At 51.9% G+C, this 21103-nt stretch carries 18 protein-coding genes; 6 read left to right on the top strand and 12 right to left on the bottom strand.

Features of this window, described 5'->3' with window-relative positions; all coding sequences use genetic code 11:
* Nucleotides 1–55: 55 nt before the first annotated feature.
* On the top strand, nucleotides 56–916 hold the full coding sequence (locus AC55FS_RS10135; protein WP_496932130.1) for a substrate-binding periplasmic protein: 861 nt from the start codon (nucleotides 56–58) through the stop codon (nucleotides 914–916).
* Between the two features lie 40 nt (nucleotides 917–956).
* Here AC55FS_RS10135 and AC55FS_RS10130 read toward each other — a convergent pair whose 3' ends face one another.
* The 5 genes from AC55FS_RS10130 to AC55FS_RS10110 all read right to left on the bottom strand — a co-directional run bounded on the left by AC55FS_RS10130 (nucleotide 957) and on the right by AC55FS_RS10110 (nucleotide 7416).
* Nucleotides 957–1508, bottom strand: a complete 552-nt coding sequence (locus tag AC55FS_RS10130) for an isochorismatase family protein (protein ID WP_496932129.1) — start codon at nucleotides 1506–1508, stop codon at nucleotides 957–959.
* 106 nt (nucleotides 1509–1614) lie between these two features.
* The gene (locus AC55FS_RS10125) at nucleotides 1615–4440 is read right to left on the bottom strand and encodes an FAD-binding and (Fe-S)-binding domain-containing protein (RefSeq protein ID WP_496932128.1); all 2826 of its coding nucleotides are present in this window, start codon (nucleotides 4438–4440) and stop codon (nucleotides 1615–1617) included.
* Nucleotides 4437–5126: a LutC/YkgG family protein gene (locus AC55FS_RS10120; protein ID WP_496932127.1), complete on the bottom strand. Its 690-nt coding sequence runs from the start codon at nucleotides 5124–5126 to the stop codon at nucleotides 4437–4439. Before AC55FS_RS10120 ends, AC55FS_RS10125 begins: the two co-directional genes overlap by 4 nt.
* A complete protein-coding gene (locus AC55FS_RS10115; protein WP_496932126.1) occupies nucleotides 5123–6655 on the bottom strand; it encodes a LutB/LldF family L-lactate oxidation iron-sulfur protein in 1533 nt (510 codons plus the stop codon). Before AC55FS_RS10115 ends, AC55FS_RS10120 begins: the two co-directional genes overlap by 4 nt.
* Nucleotides 6652–7416, bottom strand: coding sequence for a (Fe-S)-binding protein (locus tag AC55FS_RS10110; protein WP_496932125.1), 765 nt, complete (start codon nucleotides 7414–7416; stop codon nucleotides 6652–6654). The genes AC55FS_RS10115 and AC55FS_RS10110 overlap by 4 nt, the downstream gene beginning before the upstream one ends.
* A gap of 242 nt (nucleotides 7417–7658) precedes the next feature.
* Between AC55FS_RS10110 and AC55FS_RS10105 the strand changes: the two genes are divergently transcribed.
* Nucleotides 7659–8429, top strand: a complete 771-nt coding sequence (locus tag AC55FS_RS10105; protein WP_496932124.1) for a GntR family transcriptional regulator — start codon at nucleotides 7659–7661, stop codon at nucleotides 8427–8429.
* A gap of 4 nt (nucleotides 8430–8433) precedes the next feature.
* Here the strand turns inward: AC55FS_RS10105 and AC55FS_RS10100 are convergent, their stop codons facing one another.
* From AC55FS_RS10100 to guaB, 4 genes are all read right to left on the bottom strand, one after another.
* Nucleotides 8434–9360, bottom strand: coding sequence for a peptidoglycan DD-metalloendopeptidase family protein (locus AC55FS_RS10100; protein WP_496932123.1), 927 nt, complete (start codon nucleotides 9358–9360; stop codon nucleotides 8434–8436).
* Nucleotides 9361–9383: 23 nt separating this feature from the next.
* The gene (gene rlmF / locus AC55FS_RS10095) at nucleotides 9384–10235 is read right to left on the bottom strand and encodes a 23S rRNA (adenine(1618)-N(6))-methyltransferase RlmF (protein WP_496932122.1); all 852 of its coding nucleotides are present in this window, start codon (nucleotides 10233–10235) and stop codon (nucleotides 9384–9386) included.
* Nucleotides 10236–10278: 43 nt separating this feature from the next.
* Complete coding sequence (gene guaA, locus AC55FS_RS10090) at nucleotides 10279–11859, bottom strand: glutamine-hydrolyzing GMP synthase (RefSeq protein ID WP_496932121.1); 1581 nt, start codon at nucleotides 11857–11859, stop codon at nucleotides 10279–10281.
* 94 nt (nucleotides 11860–11953) lie between these two features.
* Nucleotides 11954–13438 (bottom strand): IMP dehydrogenase, encoded by a 1485-nt coding sequence (guaB, locus tag AC55FS_RS10085; RefSeq protein ID WP_496932120.1) that lies wholly within the window; start codon nucleotides 13436–13438, stop codon nucleotides 11954–11956.
* 292 nt (nucleotides 13439–13730) lie between these two features.
* Here guaB and AC55FS_RS10080 point away from each other — a divergent pair, with 292 nt between their 5' ends.
* Nucleotides 13731–14054, top strand: a complete 324-nt coding sequence (locus AC55FS_RS10080) for a TRL-like family protein (RefSeq protein WP_496932119.1) — start codon at nucleotides 13731–13733, stop codon at nucleotides 14052–14054.
* 14 nt (nucleotides 14055–14068) lie between these two features.
* Here AC55FS_RS10080 and AC55FS_RS10075 read toward each other — a convergent pair whose 3' ends face one another.
* The 3 genes from AC55FS_RS10075 to AC55FS_RS10065 form a co-directional block, all read right to left on the bottom strand.
* A complete protein-coding gene (locus AC55FS_RS10075; RefSeq protein WP_496932118.1) occupies nucleotides 14069–14917 on the bottom strand; it encodes an alpha/beta hydrolase in 849 nt (282 codons plus the stop codon).
* 49 nt (nucleotides 14918–14966) lie between these two features.
* On the bottom strand, nucleotides 14967–16802 hold the full coding sequence (locus AC55FS_RS10070) for an Lnb N-terminal periplasmic domain-containing protein (RefSeq protein ID WP_496932117.1): 1836 nt from the start codon (nucleotides 16800–16802) through the stop codon (nucleotides 14967–14969).
* Nucleotides 16803–16885: 83 nt separating this feature from the next.
* The gene (locus AC55FS_RS10065; protein ID WP_496932116.1) at nucleotides 16886–17359 is read right to left on the bottom strand and encodes a DUF3015 family protein; all 474 of its coding nucleotides are present in this window, start codon (nucleotides 17357–17359) and stop codon (nucleotides 16886–16888) included.
* Nucleotides 17360–17546: 187 nt separating this feature from the next.
* On the opposite strand from AC55FS_RS10065, the gene xseA reads away from it, so the two are divergent.
* From xseA to AC55FS_RS10050, 3 genes are all read left to right on the top strand, one after another.
* Nucleotides 17547–18890: an exodeoxyribonuclease VII large subunit gene (xseA, locus tag AC55FS_RS10060; RefSeq protein ID WP_496932115.1), complete on the top strand. Its 1344-nt coding sequence runs from the start codon at nucleotides 17547–17549 to the stop codon at nucleotides 18888–18890.
* Nucleotides 18887–19714 (top strand): peptidoglycan DD-metalloendopeptidase family protein, encoded by an 828-nt coding sequence (locus tag AC55FS_RS10055; RefSeq protein WP_496932114.1) that lies wholly within the window; start codon nucleotides 18887–18889, stop codon nucleotides 19712–19714. The genes xseA and AC55FS_RS10055 overlap by 4 nt, the downstream gene beginning before the upstream one ends.
* A gap of 180 nt (nucleotides 19715–19894) precedes the next feature.
* The gene (locus tag AC55FS_RS10050; protein WP_496932113.1) at nucleotides 19895–21100 is read left to right on the top strand and encodes an HD-GYP domain-containing protein; all 1206 of its coding nucleotides are present in this window, start codon (nucleotides 19895–19897) and stop codon (nucleotides 21098–21100) included.
* The last annotated feature ends 3 nt before the right edge of the window (nucleotides 21101–21103 follow it).

The following is a 21103-nucleotide window of genomic DNA, read 5'->3' as shown; positions in this document are numbered from 1 at the left end:
AGTGCCGGGGTTTCATGCTGCTATACGCGCCTTTTAGAAGCCCCCGGATACTGCAATGACAAAGGTGATGAGTACTTTGTTGTGCCTGCTGATGCCAGCGTTGGCGTTAGCCGGCTCTGGCATTGATCAAACGTCTGCCGATCAACCATCAAACCGTGCCAGCCAGTCAATACCCGACACTTCGCATCAGAGCGCTGGCACACCGCCACCCAGTACCGCTAGCGTGCAATTTCCTAAGCAACTGACCTTTGCCGCCGCCCAGTGGTGCCCCTACAGCTGCGCCGATGGCAGTGGCATCGTCAGCGATTATTTGCATGAAATTTTTGCCCAGCAAGGCATCGAACTGATCGTTAAAACCATTCCTTGGTCACGGGCATTACAAGAAGCCCGCTTTGGCCATATTGATGGTGTTTTAACCTTAGTACCCGGCGAAGCGCAGGCGCTACTGATGCCAGAGGTCGCCACCATGCATTATCAAGATTGCTTTTATACTCGCCCGGGCAGCGACTGGCAGTTTACAGGCGTAGAGTCCCTACCCCAGCAGGTATTAGGTGTGGTGCAAGATTATAGTTTTGACGGCGCCATGGATGACTACATCAAAAATAATGCTAATAATCCGCAGCGTTTGCAAAGCATGGTCGGCAGCCAGCCCAGCCTGCGTTTAATTAATATGCTGCAACGCGGCCGAATCGATACCTACCTAGACGATAAAAGGGTCATGTCTTATAGCCTAAAACAGCTGCAACAGGCACCCAATGCGCTGCTTAATGCCGGCTGCTTGGCGAAAAAACCCTTGTATTTGGGCTTATCACCCCAGCCTGCTTGGGCCCATCATTTGCTCAAACAGTTAAATAAAGCGCTGGCATTGCCCGCCAATCAGGCTTTATTGCAAAAAATTGCTGCGAACTATCAATAACACAGATGCGAGCGCCGCATCACTGAACGATAGAGCAAACCTATTTAATAATCTGAATCAGCTGCTTAAACACATCCCCTTGGGCCTGTTTTTGCAGCTCAAACAACGCCATTTCCACCGAGGTAATATCGGCGCCCATGGTCTGCATTTTATCTAAGGCTAAACGGCGATTAGCGTCACTGCGTGAGCGAATGGCATCGGTGACTAGGTGCACTTGATGACGCTGCTCTAATAAATCCATCACCGTTTGATAAACACAAACATGGGCTTCGATGCCGGCCACTAACCATTGATGGCAATGGCTGGCATCAATGGTCTCTAAAATAGTGCGCTCACCTAAACCGCTAAAGCTGCTTTTAGACAAGGGTGCACTGGGGAGCAATGGTCGAATTTCTTCACGCGTAGGCCCAAGTTTGTCGGGCAACTGCTCCATAGTGATAATGGGCAACCCCATCAATTTGGCACCACGAATCAAGCGCGACAATGACTGTAACATGCCATCATAATCGTGCATTTGCTCTGCCAACTTGCCTTGCACATCAATAATCAAAAGGCCGGTGGTTTCCGGATGTAGTCGGGTAAAACTGCTCATTGGCATTGCCCTCTTGTCGCAAACAGATTCACAAATGGTATACGCCGCATTTACCTTAGGAACCTCTGAATAGTAAAACACCCAGCCATGGTGTAAAGACAGGCTATCAGGCTTTGGCGCGCGACTGTCGATCAAGTAGATAAAATAAGCCGTGATAAGGAATACCAGCATGATGACTCAAGCCAATTTCACAGGTACGACTGGTCGATACTCCTTGCTGACAAGCAAGTACCTGACCTTTTAATGGCGCCAAGGCCGCCGCATTAAGTTCAGGCTGGACAAAGCCTTTATCGCCTGCAAAACCACAGCAATGAATATCCTCGGGCACAACAATGTTATCGCTCAATTGCCGGGCCAATGCAATCATCTGCTGATCTTGGCCAGACTTTCGACTAGAGCAAGTAATATGCACCGCCAGCGGCTCTGTGCTGCGCTGTAGCTGCAATCGAGGCAATAAATAGCGTTCGGCAAAAGCAATGGGATCTAACAACTGAATGGCCGGGTCGAGCCGTTGCTGCATACGAAAGGCACAGGGACTGGTATCTATCATCACCGGTATTCGGCCGCCGTCGCTGGCAGCCAACAAGGCGGTATTCAGCTGCTCAGCCATGCGCTCGGCCTGGCTAAAGTGGCCTTTGCTATCGAGGGGCATGCCACAACAGTATTGCTCTTGCTCAGCTAATAGCTGCAACGTTAAGCCCGCTTTGCGCGCCAAATGCTGCGTCACCTGAACTAACGATCGCCTGTCCTGCTGGGCTTGTGGCGGTGCCATCGTACGACTGGCGCAGCTAGGGAAATAAATGATATCGGCCTTTGCCTGACTGGACGATGCCGCTCTAACATCACGCTTAGCCGCCGACGGCATGGCGGGGTGCCATTTGGGAAGCTTCCCCCCGCTGATTTTATGCGCCACTGTGCTGGTCGCTTCCAGCTTGCTGCTGCCCAGCACACGCTGGGTGATATCGACCAATTGCAACGCCTGGCGGCTGGCTTCACTAACGGTAGAAAAATGCTGCGCAACCCAATCGGCGCTGCGCTGATATTTATGATTACGCCTGGACCTTAGCTCACGACTGAGATCACCGGTATTAATCCCGACCGGACATGCCAAACTGCACAAACCATCGGCTGCGCAGGTATCCACCCCCTGATATTGATAGTCGGCCAATAACTGTTTGAAATTATCATTTAAACCACTACGCCGTTGCTGTTCTAGCTCGCGCATCACCACAATGCGCTGTCTGGGCGTTAACGTCAGATGACGAGATGGACACACCGGCTCACAAAAACCGCACTCTATGCAGCGGTCAATTAACTCATGAGCCACGGGAATGGGCTTTAAGTGTTCAATATGAGTACGCGGATTATGGCTCAGCACCACATCCGGATTTAATATCCCGTGTGGATCAAAGGCCTGTTTGATCTGCCACATCATATCGTATGCGGCTTTGCCCCACTCCATTTCAACAAAGGGCGCCATATTACGGCCAGTGCCATGCTCGGCCTTTAACGAACCATCGTAACGACCGACCACCAACAGGCACACATCGTCCATAAATTTGGCGTAGCGCTTAACTTCTTGAGGGTCGGTAAAGTTTTGGGTAAATACAAAATGTAAATTACCCGCCAGGGCATGGCCGAAAATAATCGCCTCGCTGTAATGGTATTTTTTAAACAGCGCTTGCAGCTCTAACACGGCTGATGCAAGTTTTTCGACTGGAAAAGCAACATCTTCGATAATGACTGTGGTGCCTTTTTCTCGCACCGATCCCACCGCCGGGAACAAACCTTTGCGAATATTCCAGTAGCGTTGGCAGGTGGCGGCATCTGTGGTAAAGACTGTTGGCAGCAAGGTATCAAATGGAGCCAGAGCTGCTTGCACCTGCTGCAATTGTGCCTCCAGTTCAGCATCACTGTTGGCTCTCACTTCAACTAAGAGCGCTGCTGCTTGCTCGCTTAGCTGCTGTAAATACTCTGGCATGCCAGCTTTTGTTTCAACGCTGCGCAAACCGGCCCGATCAATCAACTCAACCGCTGCCACCTGAGTGTGGCTTAACGCCGTGACTGCCCGACTGGTTTGCTCGATATCGGCAAACAATAATAATGCCGAGGCCTTATGGGTCTGTTCTTCGACTGTGTTGTAGGTCACTTCGGAAATAAAACCTAAGGTTCCTTCTGAGCCCACCATCAAGTGCTGAATAATATCGATGGGATCGTCAAAATCAGTAAAGGCATTTAGACTGTAGCCGGTGGTATTTTTTATGCTGAATTTCTTGCGAATACGTTCGGCCAAACGGTTATCCTGCGCCACCTGATCACGCAATGATTCAATGGCCGCAATTAACTCTGGTTGTTGACGGATAAACTGGCGACGCGAGTGGCTGTCTGCTGTGTCTAATACGCTACCGTCGGCCAAGATCACACGCATACTGGCGATGGTTTGATAGCTATTATGTGCCGTACCACAACACATGCCCGAGGCATTATTGGCGACTATGCCACCGATTTTGGCAGTGTTAATCGATGCCGGATCTGGGCCAATTTTACGCTGAAAAGGCGCCAACCAGCGATTGGCTTGGGCACCAATCACCCCAGGCTGAACCTTAAGCTGCGCGCCTTGGGCAATAATTTCGTGATGATTCCAGGCTGGGCTTAAACGCACCAAGACCGAATCCGTCACGGCCTGGCCAGATAAACTGGTTCCCGCCGTTCGAAAGGTTAAAGCCACTTGATGACGCTGGGCCAAGTTCAGCAGCAGCACCACTTCGCGTTCGTCATCAACATCAATCACCGCCTTAGGCGTTAAGCGATAAAACGACGCATCGGTACCATAAGCCAAGGTGCGCAGCGGATCTGTAATAATACGATCAGAATCAAATTGCGAACACAGCTCAGCTAAAAAACGATCAATATTCGAACTCTGCCCATTCATGACGGCTGATCTCCACTAGCATGCTCATCTGTTTGAGCATTTAACTGAGTCATAAAGTCACTGTCATCAAGCAATAATACCCATAATTGTTTTGGCCCATGGGCACCGTAGGCCAAGGTTTGCTGAATATCGGCAGTTTTACTGGGGCCGGAGATCAGCAATAAATTCGTTGGCATAACAGCATCGCCACGGCGCTGCACATAGGCATTAAAATCCGCCAGAAGCGTTGAACGGCGCAGCAACACAATGCTTAACGGCGGCACCAGAGATAACATTCTGGGCTCATCGGGGCCGGTTTCCACCACTAAGCTGCCGGTCGCGGCTAAGCCGGCTTGGGCCACAGAAAACCCCACATCTATCTGATTAAATAGCTGTTGCTTATCGAGTTGCTCGTCGTACCAACAAACATTAAGCCCCTGTTCAACCGCCGCTTGATACAGCTGCTGCCCTTCAGCACTGCGACCGCAGGCCAAACTGCCGCCAAGCGAAGCTAAGCGCTGTACGACAGTGCTCAGCCAGTCGCTGGGGTGGCAATAAATCACCTGCGCATGGGCATTTTGCAAATGCTCACAAAAATCATCCAACGATGTCTGGCTGGGTGAGCGTAGCGGGACTTCAGCTGGCTTGGCTTGCTGCGCTTGGCCCTGACGTAAGCGCTGTAAAATAGCATTGCGTGCATCGCTCATGATGGATCCTCCGCGCTCGTCGGCTGCTGTTGAATGCCCGCCGCTTTTGCTAATTCGTGCAAGCTTTTTGCCGCCGGTGTTGGCATAGTGCGAGTCGCCGTCCAAGCGCCTAAACGATTCGGCATTAACGAACGGCAGCGACTTAACGCCCAGGTCATGCTGCGATACACAGGCCCATACTGATGAGCCAAGGCCCAACCCTTCCATAGTAAGGCTTCGCCTAAATGGCGCTGACTGCCTTTGCCGGGAATATCCAACTCGCTGATGGCCGCTGTCGAGTTGGCTTCGTGGCGTAATTCACGAATTAATTTAGGCAGTGGAATGCGCACCGGGCAGGCCTCGCCGCAGGCGCCGTTTAAGGTACAAGCCGACACCAGTTCGCCTTGTTTATCCAACCCTTGCATCTGCGGCGTCACCACTTGGCCTATGGGGCCTGGGTAAGTCGAGCCATAGGCATGGCCGCCAATGCGTGCATACACAGGGCAATGGTTCATACAGGCGCCGCAGCGAATGCACTGTAAGGTCGGTTTTAATTGTGGGTGATTAAACATGCGCGAGCGGCCATTATCGACCAATACCAGATGCACTTGCTCAGGGCCGTCCAATTCACCGGCCTTACGCGGCGACGAGATCATATTAAAATAGGTGCTGATGTGTTGCCCGGTGGCGCTGCGGGTCAGCAAGCTGAGCAAGTCAGGCACGTCGGCTAAATCGGCCACCACTTTTTCAATACCGGTAATCGCAATGTGTATTGGTGGCGCCGTGGTACTCATGCGACCATTGCCTTCATTTTCAACCAAACACAAGGTGCCGGTGTTGGCGATGGCCATATTGACGCCTGAAATACCGGCATCGGCGCTGGCAAATTTATCGCGCAAAATCGCTCTGGCATTGCCTATCAGCTCGTCGACATCTTCGGTGTAAGGCACGGGCTGACCATCGCTGCGCTCGGCGCGAGTGTGCATTAAGCGTGCGATTTGTGCCGTGGTTTTATGTATGGCGGGCATAATAATGTGCGACGGCATTTCTTTCGCCAGTTGCACCAAATATTCGCCCATATCCGACTCTAGGCATTCGATGCCCTGCTTTTCTAAATAATGGTTAAGCTCAATTTCTTCACTCACCATGGATTTGCCTTTCACCACAGTGCGCGCATTATTCATGGCTAAAATAGCGTGCACTTTTCCGCAGGCTTGCTCGGCGGTTTCGGCCCAGTGCACTTGAATGCCATTGGCTGTGAGGTTTTTTTCTAGGGTTTCGAGCAAATCGGGCAGCTGCGCCAGGCTTTGCTGACGAATGGCTTCACCGCGATCGCGCAAGTACTCAAGTTCGCTAGTGTCTTCAAATACCGAACGGCGTTTGGACTGTAAAAAACCCGTTGCGCCTAAAAAACTGCCACGCAGCTGCTCATTCTCTAACGACAATTTTGCCCGTGCTTTAAAGTGACGCTGGCGCAGATCGGCAAAGGCTTTTTCATCATTATCGACATCCGCCGCCATCATGGCTGGATCATAGTTTTGTACCGTCATAGTGATTCCTCCTGGCGCTGGCGCAACAGGCTAGCAATATGACGTGTTTGAATGGGCCGCCCTTGTTTGGCCAAAGTGCCGCCAATATTCATTAAACAACCGCAATCGGCACTGACTAAAGTATCAACGCCGCAAGCCGCCACCGCCTCGGCTTTATCAAAGGCCATGGCAGCGGAAATATCGCCTTGTTTTAACGCAAAGGTGCCACCAAAACCGCAGCATTCGGTCACACGATCTGGCTCTATTACCTCAACACCGCTGTTTTGCAATACCCGTTGATGACACTCCGCCACGCCCATGCTGCGCCGCGCACTGCAAGAGGTATGCAATACCACAGACTCGCCAGAGGCCGGCAACGGCGGTAAACACAACACCCGATCCACAAACTCAGTAAATTCAAAGGTGCGCGCTGCCAATGCTTTGGCTTGCGTCTCTTCCGGCTGGCCTTCGAATAAGCGCGCATAATCACAGTGCAGCATGGCGGCACAGGAGCCCATCATCACCACCACAGGAATGTCGGCACAAAACGCCTTTAACTGCTGGCGCGCCACCTGGCGCGCCTCATCATCAAAGCCCGAATTAAACGCCGGCTGACCACAGCAGGATTGCTGCTGTGGAAACAACACCTCAATGCCCTGATGTTGCAGAAATTGAATGGCATCCATACCGGCTTGCGGATCAAAACTGTCCACTAAGCAGGTACCCATCAAATACACCTGGGACGGTAGCGACGGATAGTGACGAGAAGAAGACGATGTCATGTTAATGCGCTCACGGTTAACAGGGGCAGCCCCTTAATTGGTAAGTACCTAGCACTGTGGCGCTATAACAACCATAGCCATCAGAACCCATCTCTAATTGGTCTTACCATTTGTCCAATTATCATTTTGTGTTACGTTACGCAGATGCCAAAGCGAGGTCAATAACAGCCGTCAGAATCGGCCATGTCAGGGATACGACCTTAGTGGCAGACAATCAGCCAGCAATAAAGGTAGCAGCCAGCATGTACTCGTCAGCCGTAAAAGCACGCAAAGTGTCCGATGTTCTGGCAGAGAAACTGGAAAGTATGATTCTGGAGGGCAGCCTGTCACCGGGTCAGAAGCTACCTGCCGAGCGCGAACTGGCAGCGCAGTTTGACGTCTCACGCCCATCGCTACGCGAGGCACTGCAAAAGCTGGAGGCCAAATCACTGGTGGTGCGCCGTCAAGGTGACGGCACCTTTATTGCCGACGATATTGGCATGTCCTTTGTCGACCCACTCAGCCAATTATTTAAAAGCCATCCAGAATTTAATTACGACTTATTAGAATTTCGCCACGCATTAGAAGAGGTCGCTGCCCACTATGCCGCGCTGCGTGCCACCGAGGATGATCTAATACTGATCGAACAGCGCTATCAGCAGTGGCTGGATGGCCACGAGCGCCGTATTGGTGCCGAGCAAGAAGCCGAGTTGGATTGGCGCTTTCACCTGTCAATTGCCGAAGCCTCCCACAATGCGGTGCTATTGCACTCGATGCGGGCGTTATTTGATTTATTTAAACAGACCATCGCTGCCAATTTAGAATTTTTGTACATCAAAGAAGATCGTCGCGCCGCCATTCGCCATCAGCACGAGAAAATGAAAGACGCCGTACTGGCGCGTGATGCACAGGCCGCTCAACAGGCCGTTAACGACCACCTGGCCTTTGTTGAAGAAACCCTACAGCAAAGTAGCCGCCATCAAACCCACGCCCAACGCTCGTTAAGGCGCATAGGGTTGATGCGGCGGGATTAACGACTCACGGTTTACTGATCCGCCCACTGCCACTGACCTTTATACCAGGCACTGGCACAAAAGCCCTGCCTTGATCATCTGCAAATTTATGGGCAACGGACAAAGTCCTGAAACCTGCGTTGCGCTGAACAACAAAATGCAAATGTGGCCCGGTTGAATACCCCGAGGTACCAGAGCGCGCTAAAGCATCACCCGCCTTGACCTGCTCGCCGGGTTTGACCATGGCAGAGCCCTGCAGAATATGCGCATAAACAGCATAAGTGCCGTCCTCATGTAGCACGGATACGTAATTGGCTTTGTCTAAAAAGAACTGCTGGGCATCGCCTAAGTGATAATCGTCTTTTACCCAAATCACGGTACCGCTGCGAGCTGCATGAATATAGCTACCAATGGGCATAGCAATATCAATGGCATGATAACCACTGGGGTGGTTATGGGAGAACTGGCCACCAAAACCCTGAGTCACCTGAAAAAACTGCTGCTCAGGCAATGGAATGCGATATAGCACATCGCTGTGTTTGGCCTTGGGCGAGCCGATGACGTAGCCCAGTTCGTACGCAGGCCATGGTGCATCACGTTCAGCCACCAAGGTATGACTGTCTGGCTCTAACATCAGCACTTTATGGCCACGCTCAAACATATCGGAGCGCACCGCAGCCTGCACCGGCGCAAAATACGGGTTATGTAACCATAATTGGCGCAGCTGGCCTTGGCGTTTTTCGTATAGCTCGGGGGTGTGTTGCGCTGGCTTGGTGATGTTGACTTCGACGGCTTCAACTGGATGATCTTTTTCTGGCTTTTTATCGCTAAAGACCCAGCGACCGTTTTCGTCTTGATAGCGATAAATCTCGGCATTGGCTGTGGCCACCAAGCACAATAGGCAAGCCAGCCATAGAGTGCGCAGTCTTTTAACTCTGCTACTTTTCACCATCTCCACCCTACCATTCGTTGAACTTAAAACCGCCAGGCAATTAAGCGGCTGCGCTTTTGCCCTTGCGCCATTTCAACCACACGTACTTCAACAGCATTAACATCCTTAAGCCGCCCTTGCAGCGCTGGAATGTTTTTATGACTGGCAACCAAGCTGGTAAACCAACCGACCTGACCGGCAAACTCGACGCTTTCATCGATCATTTGGCGTAAAAACTGTGCTTCACCACCGTCGCACCACAACTCATTGTGCTGACCACCAAAATTGCGCTGACCGGTTTTTTGCCCCAGATTTTTCCATTTGCGCTGATTATGCCGCTCAGCTTCAGCCGCATCGCGATAAAACGGTGGATTACACAAGGTGGCGTGTATTTTTTCACCGTTTTTAATAATACCTCGCAAAATGCCCCTGCCTGGCTGCTGGCGAATGTCGACCTTGCCACGCAATATCGGGTTAGCCTCAACAATGGTTTTAGCACTCTGCACTGCCACTGGGTCAATATCTGCGCCTATTGCCCGCCAGCGAAAGCTGCGAGCAGCAAGTATCGGGTAGATTAGATTGGCACCTGTGCCTATGTCTAACACAGTTACCGGCTTGGGCCAGTCCAGCTCGGCAATGATATCCGCCAGACTATGAATATAGTCTGCCCGCCCAGGAATCGGTGGGCATAAATAGCCCGCTGGAATCTGCCAATGATCAATCTGGTAATAGTGTTTTAATAAGGCACGATTCAAACACAGAACCGCATCGGCATGGGTGAAATCAATGGTGGTCTGGCCGCGTTTACCCAGGCGAGTAAATTGCTGCAGTTCAGGCAGTGCCTGCAGCAGCTCAGCCATGGGATATTCGCCTTGATGGGGGTTATTGTGATGCATTGCAATTATCCAAAAAAAGAGCGGCAAAGCCGCTCTTTTTTATTTATTCCCACTCAATGGTGGCCGGTGGCTTAGACGATACGTCATAGGTCACACGGGAGACATGCTCGATCTCGTTAATAATACGGTTAGAGACTTTTTCTAACAGCTCGTAAGGCAAGTGCGCCCAACGTGCCGTCATAAAGTCGATGGTTTCCACCGCACGCAGGGCAATGACCCATTCATAGCGACGCTGATCGCCCACCACACCGACGGATTTTTGTGGAATAAACACCGCAAACGCCTGGGACGTTTTGTGGTACCAGTCGGCATTGTGCAACTCTTCAATAAAGATGGCATCGGCTTCACGCAGAATATCGGCGTATTCTTTGCTGACCTCGCCCAAAATGCGCACACCCAAGCCTGGGCCTGGGAACGGATGGCGATACACCATGTCATATGGCAGACCCAGCTCTAAGCCAATTTTGCGCACTTCGTCTTTAAACAGTTCACGCAAAGGCTCGACCAGGTCCATTTTCATGTCGTCAGGCAAACCGCCGACATTATGGTGCGATTTAATCACATGGGCCTTACCAGTTTTGGCCGCTGCCGATTCAATCACGTCTGGGTAAATGGTGCCCTGAGCCAAGAAAGGAACGTCTTTTAACTTGGCGGCTTCTTCATCGAATACCTCAATAAAGGTATTGCCGATAACTTTGCGCTTGGCTTCTGGATCGCTAACGCCCGCCAATTTGCCCAAAAACAGCGCTTCGGCATCGGCACGAATGACTTTAACACCCATGTTCTTAGCGAACATGTCCATCACCATATCGCCTTCGTTTTTACGCAGCAGACCATTATCAACAAACACACAGGTCAGCTGATCACCAATGGCTTTGTGCAACAGCGCTGCCACCACGGATGAATCCACGCCGCCAGACAGACCTAGCAACACTTTATTGCTGCCGACCTGAGCGCGCACGCGCTCGATTTGGTCTTCGATGATTTTGGCGGGCGTCCACAGCGCGTCACAGCCACAAATCTCCAGCACAAAGTGCTCTAATAAGCGCTTGCCCTGCAAAGTGTGAGTTACTTCTGGATGGAACTGAACACCAAAGAAGTTTTTCTCGGCGTGGTACATACCGGCAATGGCACAGCTTGGCGTGGAGGCCATCAGTTCAAAGCCTTCTGGCATGGCGACGACCTTGTCGCCGTGGCTCATCCATACGTCGAGCAAAGATTTGCCAGAATCGCCATCCACATGGTCTTTAATGTCATGCAGCAAACGGCTATCGCCTTCGACTTGCACCTGGGCATAGCCAAATTCACGAATGCTAGAGCCTTCTACTTTACCGCCCAGCTGCTCGGCCATAGTTTGCATGCCGTAGCAAATACCCAGTACCGGCAAGCCCATGTTAAATACCAGCTCAGGGGCTCGCGGTGAGCCACCTTCAGTCACGGACTCAGGACCACCGGCCAGAATAATACCGCTAGGGTTATACTCGCGAATTTCTTCTTCGCTCATATCAAAAGCGCGAATTTCTGAGAACACGCCAATTTCGCGCACGCGTCGAGCGATCAACTGGGTGTATTGTGAACCGAAATCAAGAATCAGAATGCGCTGAGCGTGGATGTCTTGGGACATAAATAATTCCAATCGAGTAGAAGCAAAAACGGGGATGACACGTCATCCCCTGAGTTCTTAAACCGCTGACCTAAGCAACGGTCGGGCCACGAAATTAGCCTAGACGGTAATTAGGGGCTTCTTTAGTAATCTGTACATCGTGCACGTGAGACTCACGCATGCCCGCTGCGGTAATTTTGACAAATTCAGGCTTGGTACGCATGTCGTCAATGGTGGCACAACCGGTATACCCCATAGCTGCACGTACGCCGCCCATTAATTGATGCACCACCGCAGAGGCCGGGCCTTTAACGGCAATACGGCCTTCGATACCTTCCGGCACCAGCTTATCAACGCCGGCTTTTTTATCCTGGAAGTAACGATCGGACGAACCCTGGCTTTGACCCATGGCACCCAAAGAGCCCATGCCACGATACGATTTATAAGCACGGCCTTGGTATAGTTCAACTTCGCCCGGCGCTTCGTCGGTGCCGGCCAGCATGGAGCCGACCATAATGACACTGGCACCAGCGACGATGGCTTTGGCAATATCGCCTGAGAAGCGAATACCGCCATCGGCGATCACAGGCACACCGTACTCTTCCATCGCTGCGGCCACATTAGCAATGGCAGAAATTTGTGGCACACCCACACCGGCAACAATACGAGTAGTACAAATAGAGCCTGGGCCAATGCCGACTTTCACAGCATCGGCACCGGCTTTGGCTAGATCAATAGCCGCTGCGGCAGTAGCGATATTGCCGCCAATCACTTGCACTTGTGGGTAGGTTTCTTTCAACCAACGCACGCGATCCATCACACCGGTGCCAGAAGCATTGCTGGTATGACCATGGGCAGTATCAACAATAATCACGTCAACACCGGCATTCACCAACAGCTCACAACGCTCTTCGGTGCCAGCACCGGTGCCCACGGCTGCCGCCACCAACAAACGACCCTTATCGTCTTTAGCGGCATTAGGGTAAGCGCGGGATTTTTCGATGTCCTGCACCGTCATCAAGCCTGTCAGCTTGCCGGCGTCGTTTAACACCAGGACCTTTTCAATGCGATTTACGTGCAGCAGTTTTTGCACTTCGCTGGGGCTAGTGCCCTCTTTGACCGTCACTAGACGATCGCGCTGGGTCATGACGCTGGACACGCTGGCATCGAGGTTGGTTTCAAAGCGTACGTCACGGCTGGTGACGATGCCCACCAGCTCGCCGTTATCGACCACCGGCATGCCAGAAATATTGTGCTGCTCGGTCAAGGCCAGCAGTTCACGAATGCTGGTGCTGCTGCTGACGGTAATCGGATCAACCACCACACCGCTTTCGTACTTTTTCACCTTACGTACTTCAGCCGCTTGCTGCTCAGCAGTGAGGTTTTTATGGATGACACCCAAACCGCCTTCCTGGGCCATAGCAATCGCCAGACGGGCTTCAGTAACGGTATCCATTGCCGCCGAAATCAAAGGCACATTCAAGCTGATGTTTTTGGTCAGACGGGTGGTCAGGGAAACCTGGTTGGGCAAGACTTCAGAGTAGCCGGGGACTAATAGCACATCATCAAAGGTGAGTGCTTCCTGAGCGATTCGCAACATAGAGTGCCTTCCAGAACGGGAATGTAGAAGGCGCGGCATTATAGCCGAAAGCAGGCGCCAATTAAAAGCACAAATCACATGGCCAGGCCGCGCAAAAACCTGCACAAACGGTCATGAAATGCTGGACTCGATCAGTACAGTACAAATCAAACAAGCCCCTCCGAGGTTACCATCACGCATTAGCCAATGTGCGCCAACCATGACTTCGCGCAGTAGCCGCCACTCAGTCCCGACGATAAACTCTGCCCTCCCCGTCAGGGGCTACATCTATAGCTAATCAAAGGATATGAAAATGAAGTTAATCGCTAAAGTGGCCGTCATTGCCAGCATCGCTGCCATGTCTTCCGGCTGTGCTCTAGCACCAACCCCCGTTGGCACAGGCATGCTGCTCACCGACGTCAAGTACCAAGGCATGGCTGATGACAGCAATGCTGACACATCAAAAGAAGGCCGCGCTTGTGCAACCAACATCCTAGGCTTGATCGCTCAAGGCGATGCAAGCATCAACGCTGCAAAAGCGGCCGGTGGTATTAAGAAAGTAGCAACCGTTGACTCAGAAGTGAGCTCAATCCTATGGTTCTTCTCAAAATACTGCACCGTCGTTCGCGGTAGCTAAGTTCCCAACCGGCGCTACAGCAGCGCCGGTTCATTCACACAGGACTGATCACGCAAGAACTGCAACAACGCCTGGCGCATGTGTGGCAGTTGATAACTGCCTATGTGAGCACCCTGACTATCCAGCCAGCAAGCTGGTGCAGCTAAAACGGAGTATACCTCCCGCCCCTGCTGATAGGGGATCACCTCATCATCTGGACTGTGCATCACCAAAACAGGCACGTCAATTTGAGCGGCGTAGTCTATTGGGTCCCAGTCATCCGACAACAACCAAGTAGCCGGCCATAATATATAACCAACCCAGCTGTGACTCAGCGCATGGCGCGCCACCTGACTATAACGAGCCAGCGGCGCCTCGACAATTAGCGCATCAATGCCATACCGCTGCTGGGCCTTGGCAACAAAGGGCACGGACAAGGCCGCGCCAATGCTTTGCCCCAGAACCGCCAGCTTTTTCTGCGGATAATGTTGTTGCAGCCAAGCTGTGGCCGCTTCGATATCCATAAACACCGCAGGTAGCATAGGGCTACCTTCCGATGCGCCATAGCCGCGATAATCCAACGCCAACACCGACACGCCCTGCGCCGGGAGCCAATCAATGTTGCGAAAATGACTGGAAATGTTTTCTGCATTGCCGTGTAAAAACAACACTACCCAATCGCCGGGCTGTTCTGCTGGTAACCACCAAGCATGCAATTGAGTGCCATCTTCGGCAGTTAGCTGAATATCTTCATAAGCCAAACCGACATTGGCCGGGGTTTGAATCCACACCTGCTGCGGGTAAAAAAACAGACTGCTTAATGAGCCGCAGCCAGCTAATGCTAACGCACACAACAGTACACCGATACGCAATACACTTTTCACACACATGCTTAACAGCTCTGACTAAACCACCATTGCCACCGCCCCAGCCTCAATAATATTGCTGATAGCTGATATGCCACTCATTCATGCCCATTTGACTAAACCACTGACGTTGCCAATGAAAACGCAGCTGCGATTGCTGGCTTAGCCTTGCGGTTATCGACGCAGTCAACTGTTTGCGCTCATACTCAGCACCAGCCAGTACGGGTTGCCAGTTAGCCTCCAACTGAGCATTGGCAACGCTGCTTTGATACAGCCAGCCGACTCTGGGCCCCAGTGTTAGCTGATAGCCCTCATCAATTTGATTATCTGCCAACAATTGGGCTTCACCCAACGCATAAGCTCGACCACCCGCCAGATTCACCGTTTGACCAAAGCCTACATGCAAATAGCCGTGCAGTTCCTGCTGTTGGCCAATAAACCGTTTAACGCCAGTACTGACCCCCCAAGACCAAGGCTGCTGATAAAAGCCACGAGGACTTAAAGACAACACATCGATCACGGTAAAGCGCTGCAGGCGCACGTCACCATCTTGCCACAGGCGCCATTGACTGGAACCCATTTGAATTTGTGAACCGGGAACATAACCATCGGCTAAATCCAGCACATCGTGATAAGCAGGGCGCCAGAACACATCGACAAAATCATCTTGCTGATGACCAGCACCGATTCCCATACGGCGCGATAAATGACCATCATCGTCGCGCACCGTCGGCACCTCAACGTCGGCAAAGCCGCTATCCATTGGTCTTTTTGCCCGCGCCGACAACAGCTGTAAAGTGCGACGTCTAAGCTCTGGACTGGCCTGTTTTTTCTTCACTGCCAAATAGCGTGCATAGGCATGGGACAGCTCCAGCGCCTGAACTTGCTGCTGATCACTAAGACCGCTGAGCAAGGCTTCGATATCGCTCTGCTGGTCGACCAGATCTTTCGACACCTGCCGAACACGCTCAGACACTTGCTCACTGGCCGAATTCAACTGCGCCGCGGCCGATGGGCGATATACCGCCCCAGCAACAAAATTCTGGTCTTTCAAAGCGCGGATCGTATCCACCGGCACGGCAGTTAAAAAGAACTGTTGTGCTAAATTTGCGCGCTCGCTGGCAGCATCAATTAAAGCCAATAATCGATAGGAACAATTTTCGTCAAAAAAGAAATAGTCGAACTCAGTGTCCTGAGTTTCCCAGATATGGCGAACAAACTGGTCGACTTCTGCCGGTGTCAGAGTTAATGGATACTCCCACACATCGCGGTATTCCATGTGCTGATACTCATTGGTCTTCACATAATATGGCAGCACAGACACCACCCCGGGATAGCCCCCCGTTAGACCCTTGTAACTGAACACCAGCTCATTATCGGTACTGTCGGCATTAGCTGCAAAATTTACGCTGTATGCCAATAATTTGCTGCTGTTCGGGTCTTCACGATCCAACCGCACTAAGGTGTGGCCATACATAGAGGACGGCGAGTTAATGTGCGAGGCGGGAAAGATTAACGTCAGAGAATGAGCATTTAACTCACTTCGCCAGCGCTCAAATTCAGGGCACGATTGATCAATAAACTCGCGATCAGGCAGCACTCGTTTTAACCAATGATAACGCGCCGGAAAACGGCATTGAGCCGATTCATTTGCTGCCAAGCCAGTTTCAGCAAAGGCTTGCAGCGACGCCGTTAGTTCGGCAGAAGCATTATATTTGCCATCAGGGTGTAAAAAAAACTCTGGACTATCGTTTTGACTGTAGGTATTGCCATCCCAATGCATTCGATAGTGCAATAAATGTTGCCATTGTTTTTGCTCAGCCACTGCCTCTAAAGAAACAGAAGCATTCGCCCAAGTTGGCAAACTCAATGATAAAGCCAACGTAGCCAAAACCCAACGCACGCAGACTCACTCCATAGTAGATTTCATTTCGACACACGCATAAAAAAACGCGCCAGCGGCGCGTTTTTTTCGCAAGCTATCAATTAGCCGACGTATTTTTTCAGCTGCTCGCTGCTCGCCATTGCAGTTTTCAGCGCTTCATATGCAGAGCCTGAAGTCGCATCAGCGTGGAACATGCTATCAAAGTTTGACTGAACAGTGCTGTTAAACGCTGCAGAATCATCAGCAGCAACACCCATTACTTCAGCCAGAGCAGCCAGAGTTTCGCCTTGGCCTTTAGCAGCGTCCAAGGCCAGCTGATCCATATTGTCGTCAATGAAAGCCTGAGTTTGCGCCAGAGGACCATTAGCATCCTGACAGTTCAGGGTACCAGAGGTCATACCGAAGGTCTGGTTACCTGAAGTACCATTGGTCGTTGCAGCCAGTACATGCTCATGCCATTCGTTTGCGTCAGGGAATACTACCGCAGTACCCAAACCACAACCTGCTGGTCCATGATCAGCCATCGCAACAGAAGAAGCAGCAACCAAAATGGCGCCTGCAATCATTTTTTTCATAGTACCTTCCTTTTCTTTGGTTAACTCAGCTGAGCTGAAGTGCTTTTTAAATTAGCCGCATAGGCCGCTAATGTCTACGACCCAAAAGGGTAACTAGGCCATATTGTCGGCAAACGCCTGAACGCGACCTGAAGATGTGAACCTGTTACTCTTTTATCCCAAATTATTGACAGAGCCATGACAGCGTATGAATTCACGTGGTAGCGAGCATGCCGTATTCAGCGTCAGCCAGCTGAATGAGCGCGCCAGACAGCTACTGGAAATTTCCTTTGCCCAAGTGCGCGTTGAAGGCGAATTATCCAACCTTTCCAGACCCAGCTCCGGCCATTGGTATTTCACACTAAAGGATGAGGCGGCCCAGGTCAGATGCGCCATGTTTCGCTCTCGTACGTCACAGCTGAAGTTTGACCCTAAGGTGGGCGACCGAGTGGAGTTGCGCGCCAAAGTGAGTTTATACAGCGCCCGCGGCGATTATCAGCTTATTGTCGACAGCATGAAGCCCGCAGGCGAAGGCGCCTTATTACAGGCGTTTGAAGCCCTGAAAAAGAAATTGCTGGCAGAAGGTTTATTTGATGCCAGTCGTAAACGTGAGCTGCCTCCTGTTCGACGCATTGCCTTAATCACCTCCCCCAGCGGGGCCGCCGTGCACGATATATTAACGGTATTAAAGCGCCGGGATCCGGGCATAGAGGTCGATATTTATCCGACACTGGTGCAAGGCAGCAGCGCTGCGGCCATGATTATCGCCAGCTTGCAACGGGCCAACCGCGATCAACGTGCGGACGTTATTTTGCTGTCGCGCGGCGGCGGCTCACTGGAAGATTTGTGGTGCTTTAATGACGAGCGTTTAGCGCATGCGATCGCAGGCTCCCAGCTACCAGTCATCAGCGCCGTTGGCCACGAAATCGATACCAGCATTGCAGACTTGGTGGCCGATTTGCGTGCGCCCACGCCCTCTGCGGCCGCCGAGCTACTATCCAGCGACCGCTCGCTACTGCGGCAAAGACTTTCGCAGCTGGCCAAACGACTATGGCATCAGCAGCAACAGCAGCAACGTTTGGCCAGTCAGGCACTGCAGGTGTTGCAGCAACGTTTACGCTCTCCCCTGCGACAGCTGCAAGACCAAAATCAGCGTCTCGATCAGTTGGAAATACGCCTGCAACGTGCTTGGCAGCAACAGCAAAAGCAGCGTCAGGAGCGCCTCACAGCCCGTAGCACGCGCTTACAACTGTGTCATCCAGAGCGCATTATTGCTCAGCAACAACAACAGCTGAGCCAGTTGCAGCAGCAATTATCCCGTGCCATCAACAACCATCTTCAACATCAGCACGAGGCTCTGGCACACAACGTACACCTGCTGAATAGCCTAAGTCCGCTGCAGGTACTGACACGCGGCTACGCCATCGTGCAAAACCAAGAAGGCGCCGTGATTCGCGACAGCAACGACGTCGCCGTGAACAGTACGGTTATCACACGGCTTCAGCAGGGGCAGCTGCATTGTATGGTCACCAAGGTGGAGTCAGCGACATGAGAGCATTTGCCCTACTGTGCTGGCTTATCAGCAGCTATGCTATCAGCTTGCCCAACCATGAAGCCATTCCAGGTGGCCTGTGGAAGCTAGATCTGCCTAATAGTGAGCAGCCACCTCATGTGGCACTGGACGGCAAGCCTGTCATGACAGTTCGCAGCCAGAAAGGCTGGCATGCACTGATCGGTATTCCACTGACGCAAAGCCAATCCATTACGGTCACCGTCAACCATGCCCCCGTCACCCTGGACATTAAGTCACACCAATATGCCGAGCAGCGGCTGACGGTAAAGCGTCAGCATGTTGAGCCGTCGCCACAGGCACTGCAACGAATTCAGCAAGAATTTGCCCAGATGGCGCCGGTTTATCAGGGATTCAGCACAAAAAACACCCCTCACTGGCCTGAATTTCGCTGGCCTATCACAGGTCCGGTCAGTTCGCCATTTGGCTTGCGCCGCTTTTTCAACGACCAGCCACGCAAACCCCACAGCGGCATTGATATCGCCGCCGCCAAAGGTACACCGATCCAGGCACCGGCCAGTGGAAAAGTCGTATTAGTGGGCGACTTTTATTTCAATGGCAACAGTGTATTTATTGATCACGGCCAGGGGCTGATCAGCATGATGTGCCATATGGACAGCATCAGCGTGAACACAGGCGACACAATAGCCGCAGGCACCATCATCGGTACGGTTGGCGCCACCGGGCGCGCCACAGGTCCACATTTACATTGGACCGTGAGCTTGAACAATGCCCGTATCGATCCCACACTGGTAGTGGGCGAACCCATGGAGAGCAGCCGCCGTGAAACATCCAGCCAGCACTAACCCCCTCCCTAGCACCGGCGCCAGCTGTGGCTTAAAGCCTGATTCAGAGGCTTTAGAGGACGACGTTGGCTTTGATTTTTCTGCCGCTCCTCAACTGCTAAAGCCAGAGCCAGCAACAAAAAATAGGCTCTCCGTCAGCGCTGCCTATACTGGCATCAACCAAGACATGCCCTAGTTTCTATGAAAAAGAAAATATCCGTCGACCAGCTGCGACCCGGCATGTATGTGGCGGATCTCAACTGCGACTGGATTCCACACCATAACTACCAAAAACAAGGCCGTGTACCTGACGAAGCCACCATTGATGGCATACGTAAGCGCGGCATTAGCGAAGTTTATATAGACCCAGAACGCGGCTTGGATGTGGATGGCATTCCGGAAACAGAAGTTGAGCAGCACAACCAACAAAAACTCGAAAAGGCCGCCCAGCTAACACCAGATCAAACTGCCAAAGTCAGCAGCCAGCAGGAGCTGCGCAAAGCCACCAAGCTGCATGATGAAGCCAAGGGACTGGTCAGTAATGTACTGCATGATGTGAAGATGGGCCGACCTATTGAGGTTGAGGCATTTGAAGAGCTCTCCGGCGGCATGGTCGATTCGGTATTACGCAATCACAACGCGCTGGCCTGCTTGGGGCGCATTCGCCAAAAAGACAATTATTTGCTCGAGCATTCGGTCAACCTCGCGGTATTAATGGGCATTTTCGCGCGCTCTATGGAACTCGACCGAGACAGTATGCAACAAGCCGTATTAGGCGCCATGTTACATGACATTGGCAAGGTCATGATTCCCGATGATATTTTGCACAAGCCGGGCAAACTCAGCGACGAAGAGTTTATCGTTATGCGCCAGCACGTCGCCCACAGCCGTGATTTATTGCAACAAACCCCAGGCATTGCACCACTCACCGTGAACGTGGCGGCACAACATCACGAACGCATTGACGGCAGCGGCTATCCAGAAGGCTTACATGGCTGCGATATTTGCCGCGAAGGAAAAATGTGCGCCATTGCCGACGTCTATGATGCCATCACCGCCGATCGGGTCTATCACAAAGGCCTGCCACCGACAGCAGCGATGAAAAAGTTATTGGAATGGAGCGGCACCCATTTAGAAGAAAGCCTGGTTCATCGCTTTATTCGCTCAATGGGCATTTATCCGGTCGGATCACTGGTGAAGTTACGCAGTGGCCGCTTAGCGGTAGTCATCGAAAGTGGTGAAAGCGATCAACGCACGCCTCTTGTAAAAGTGATTTACCACTCAGTTAAAAAACAGTATTTACCGGTAGAGCTGCTGGATTTATCCCGCCCCAGCAATCAAGACGAAATCATTCAGGCCGTCGACCCCAATCGATATCAAATAAAACTGAATGATTTTATGGTGTAAAGC

Source organism: Bacterioplanes sp. CLAM21, from assembly GCF_059641015.1.
The sequence above is the reverse complement of the archived record's forward strand: the minus strand, read 5'-3'. Positions and strand labels throughout refer to the sequence as shown.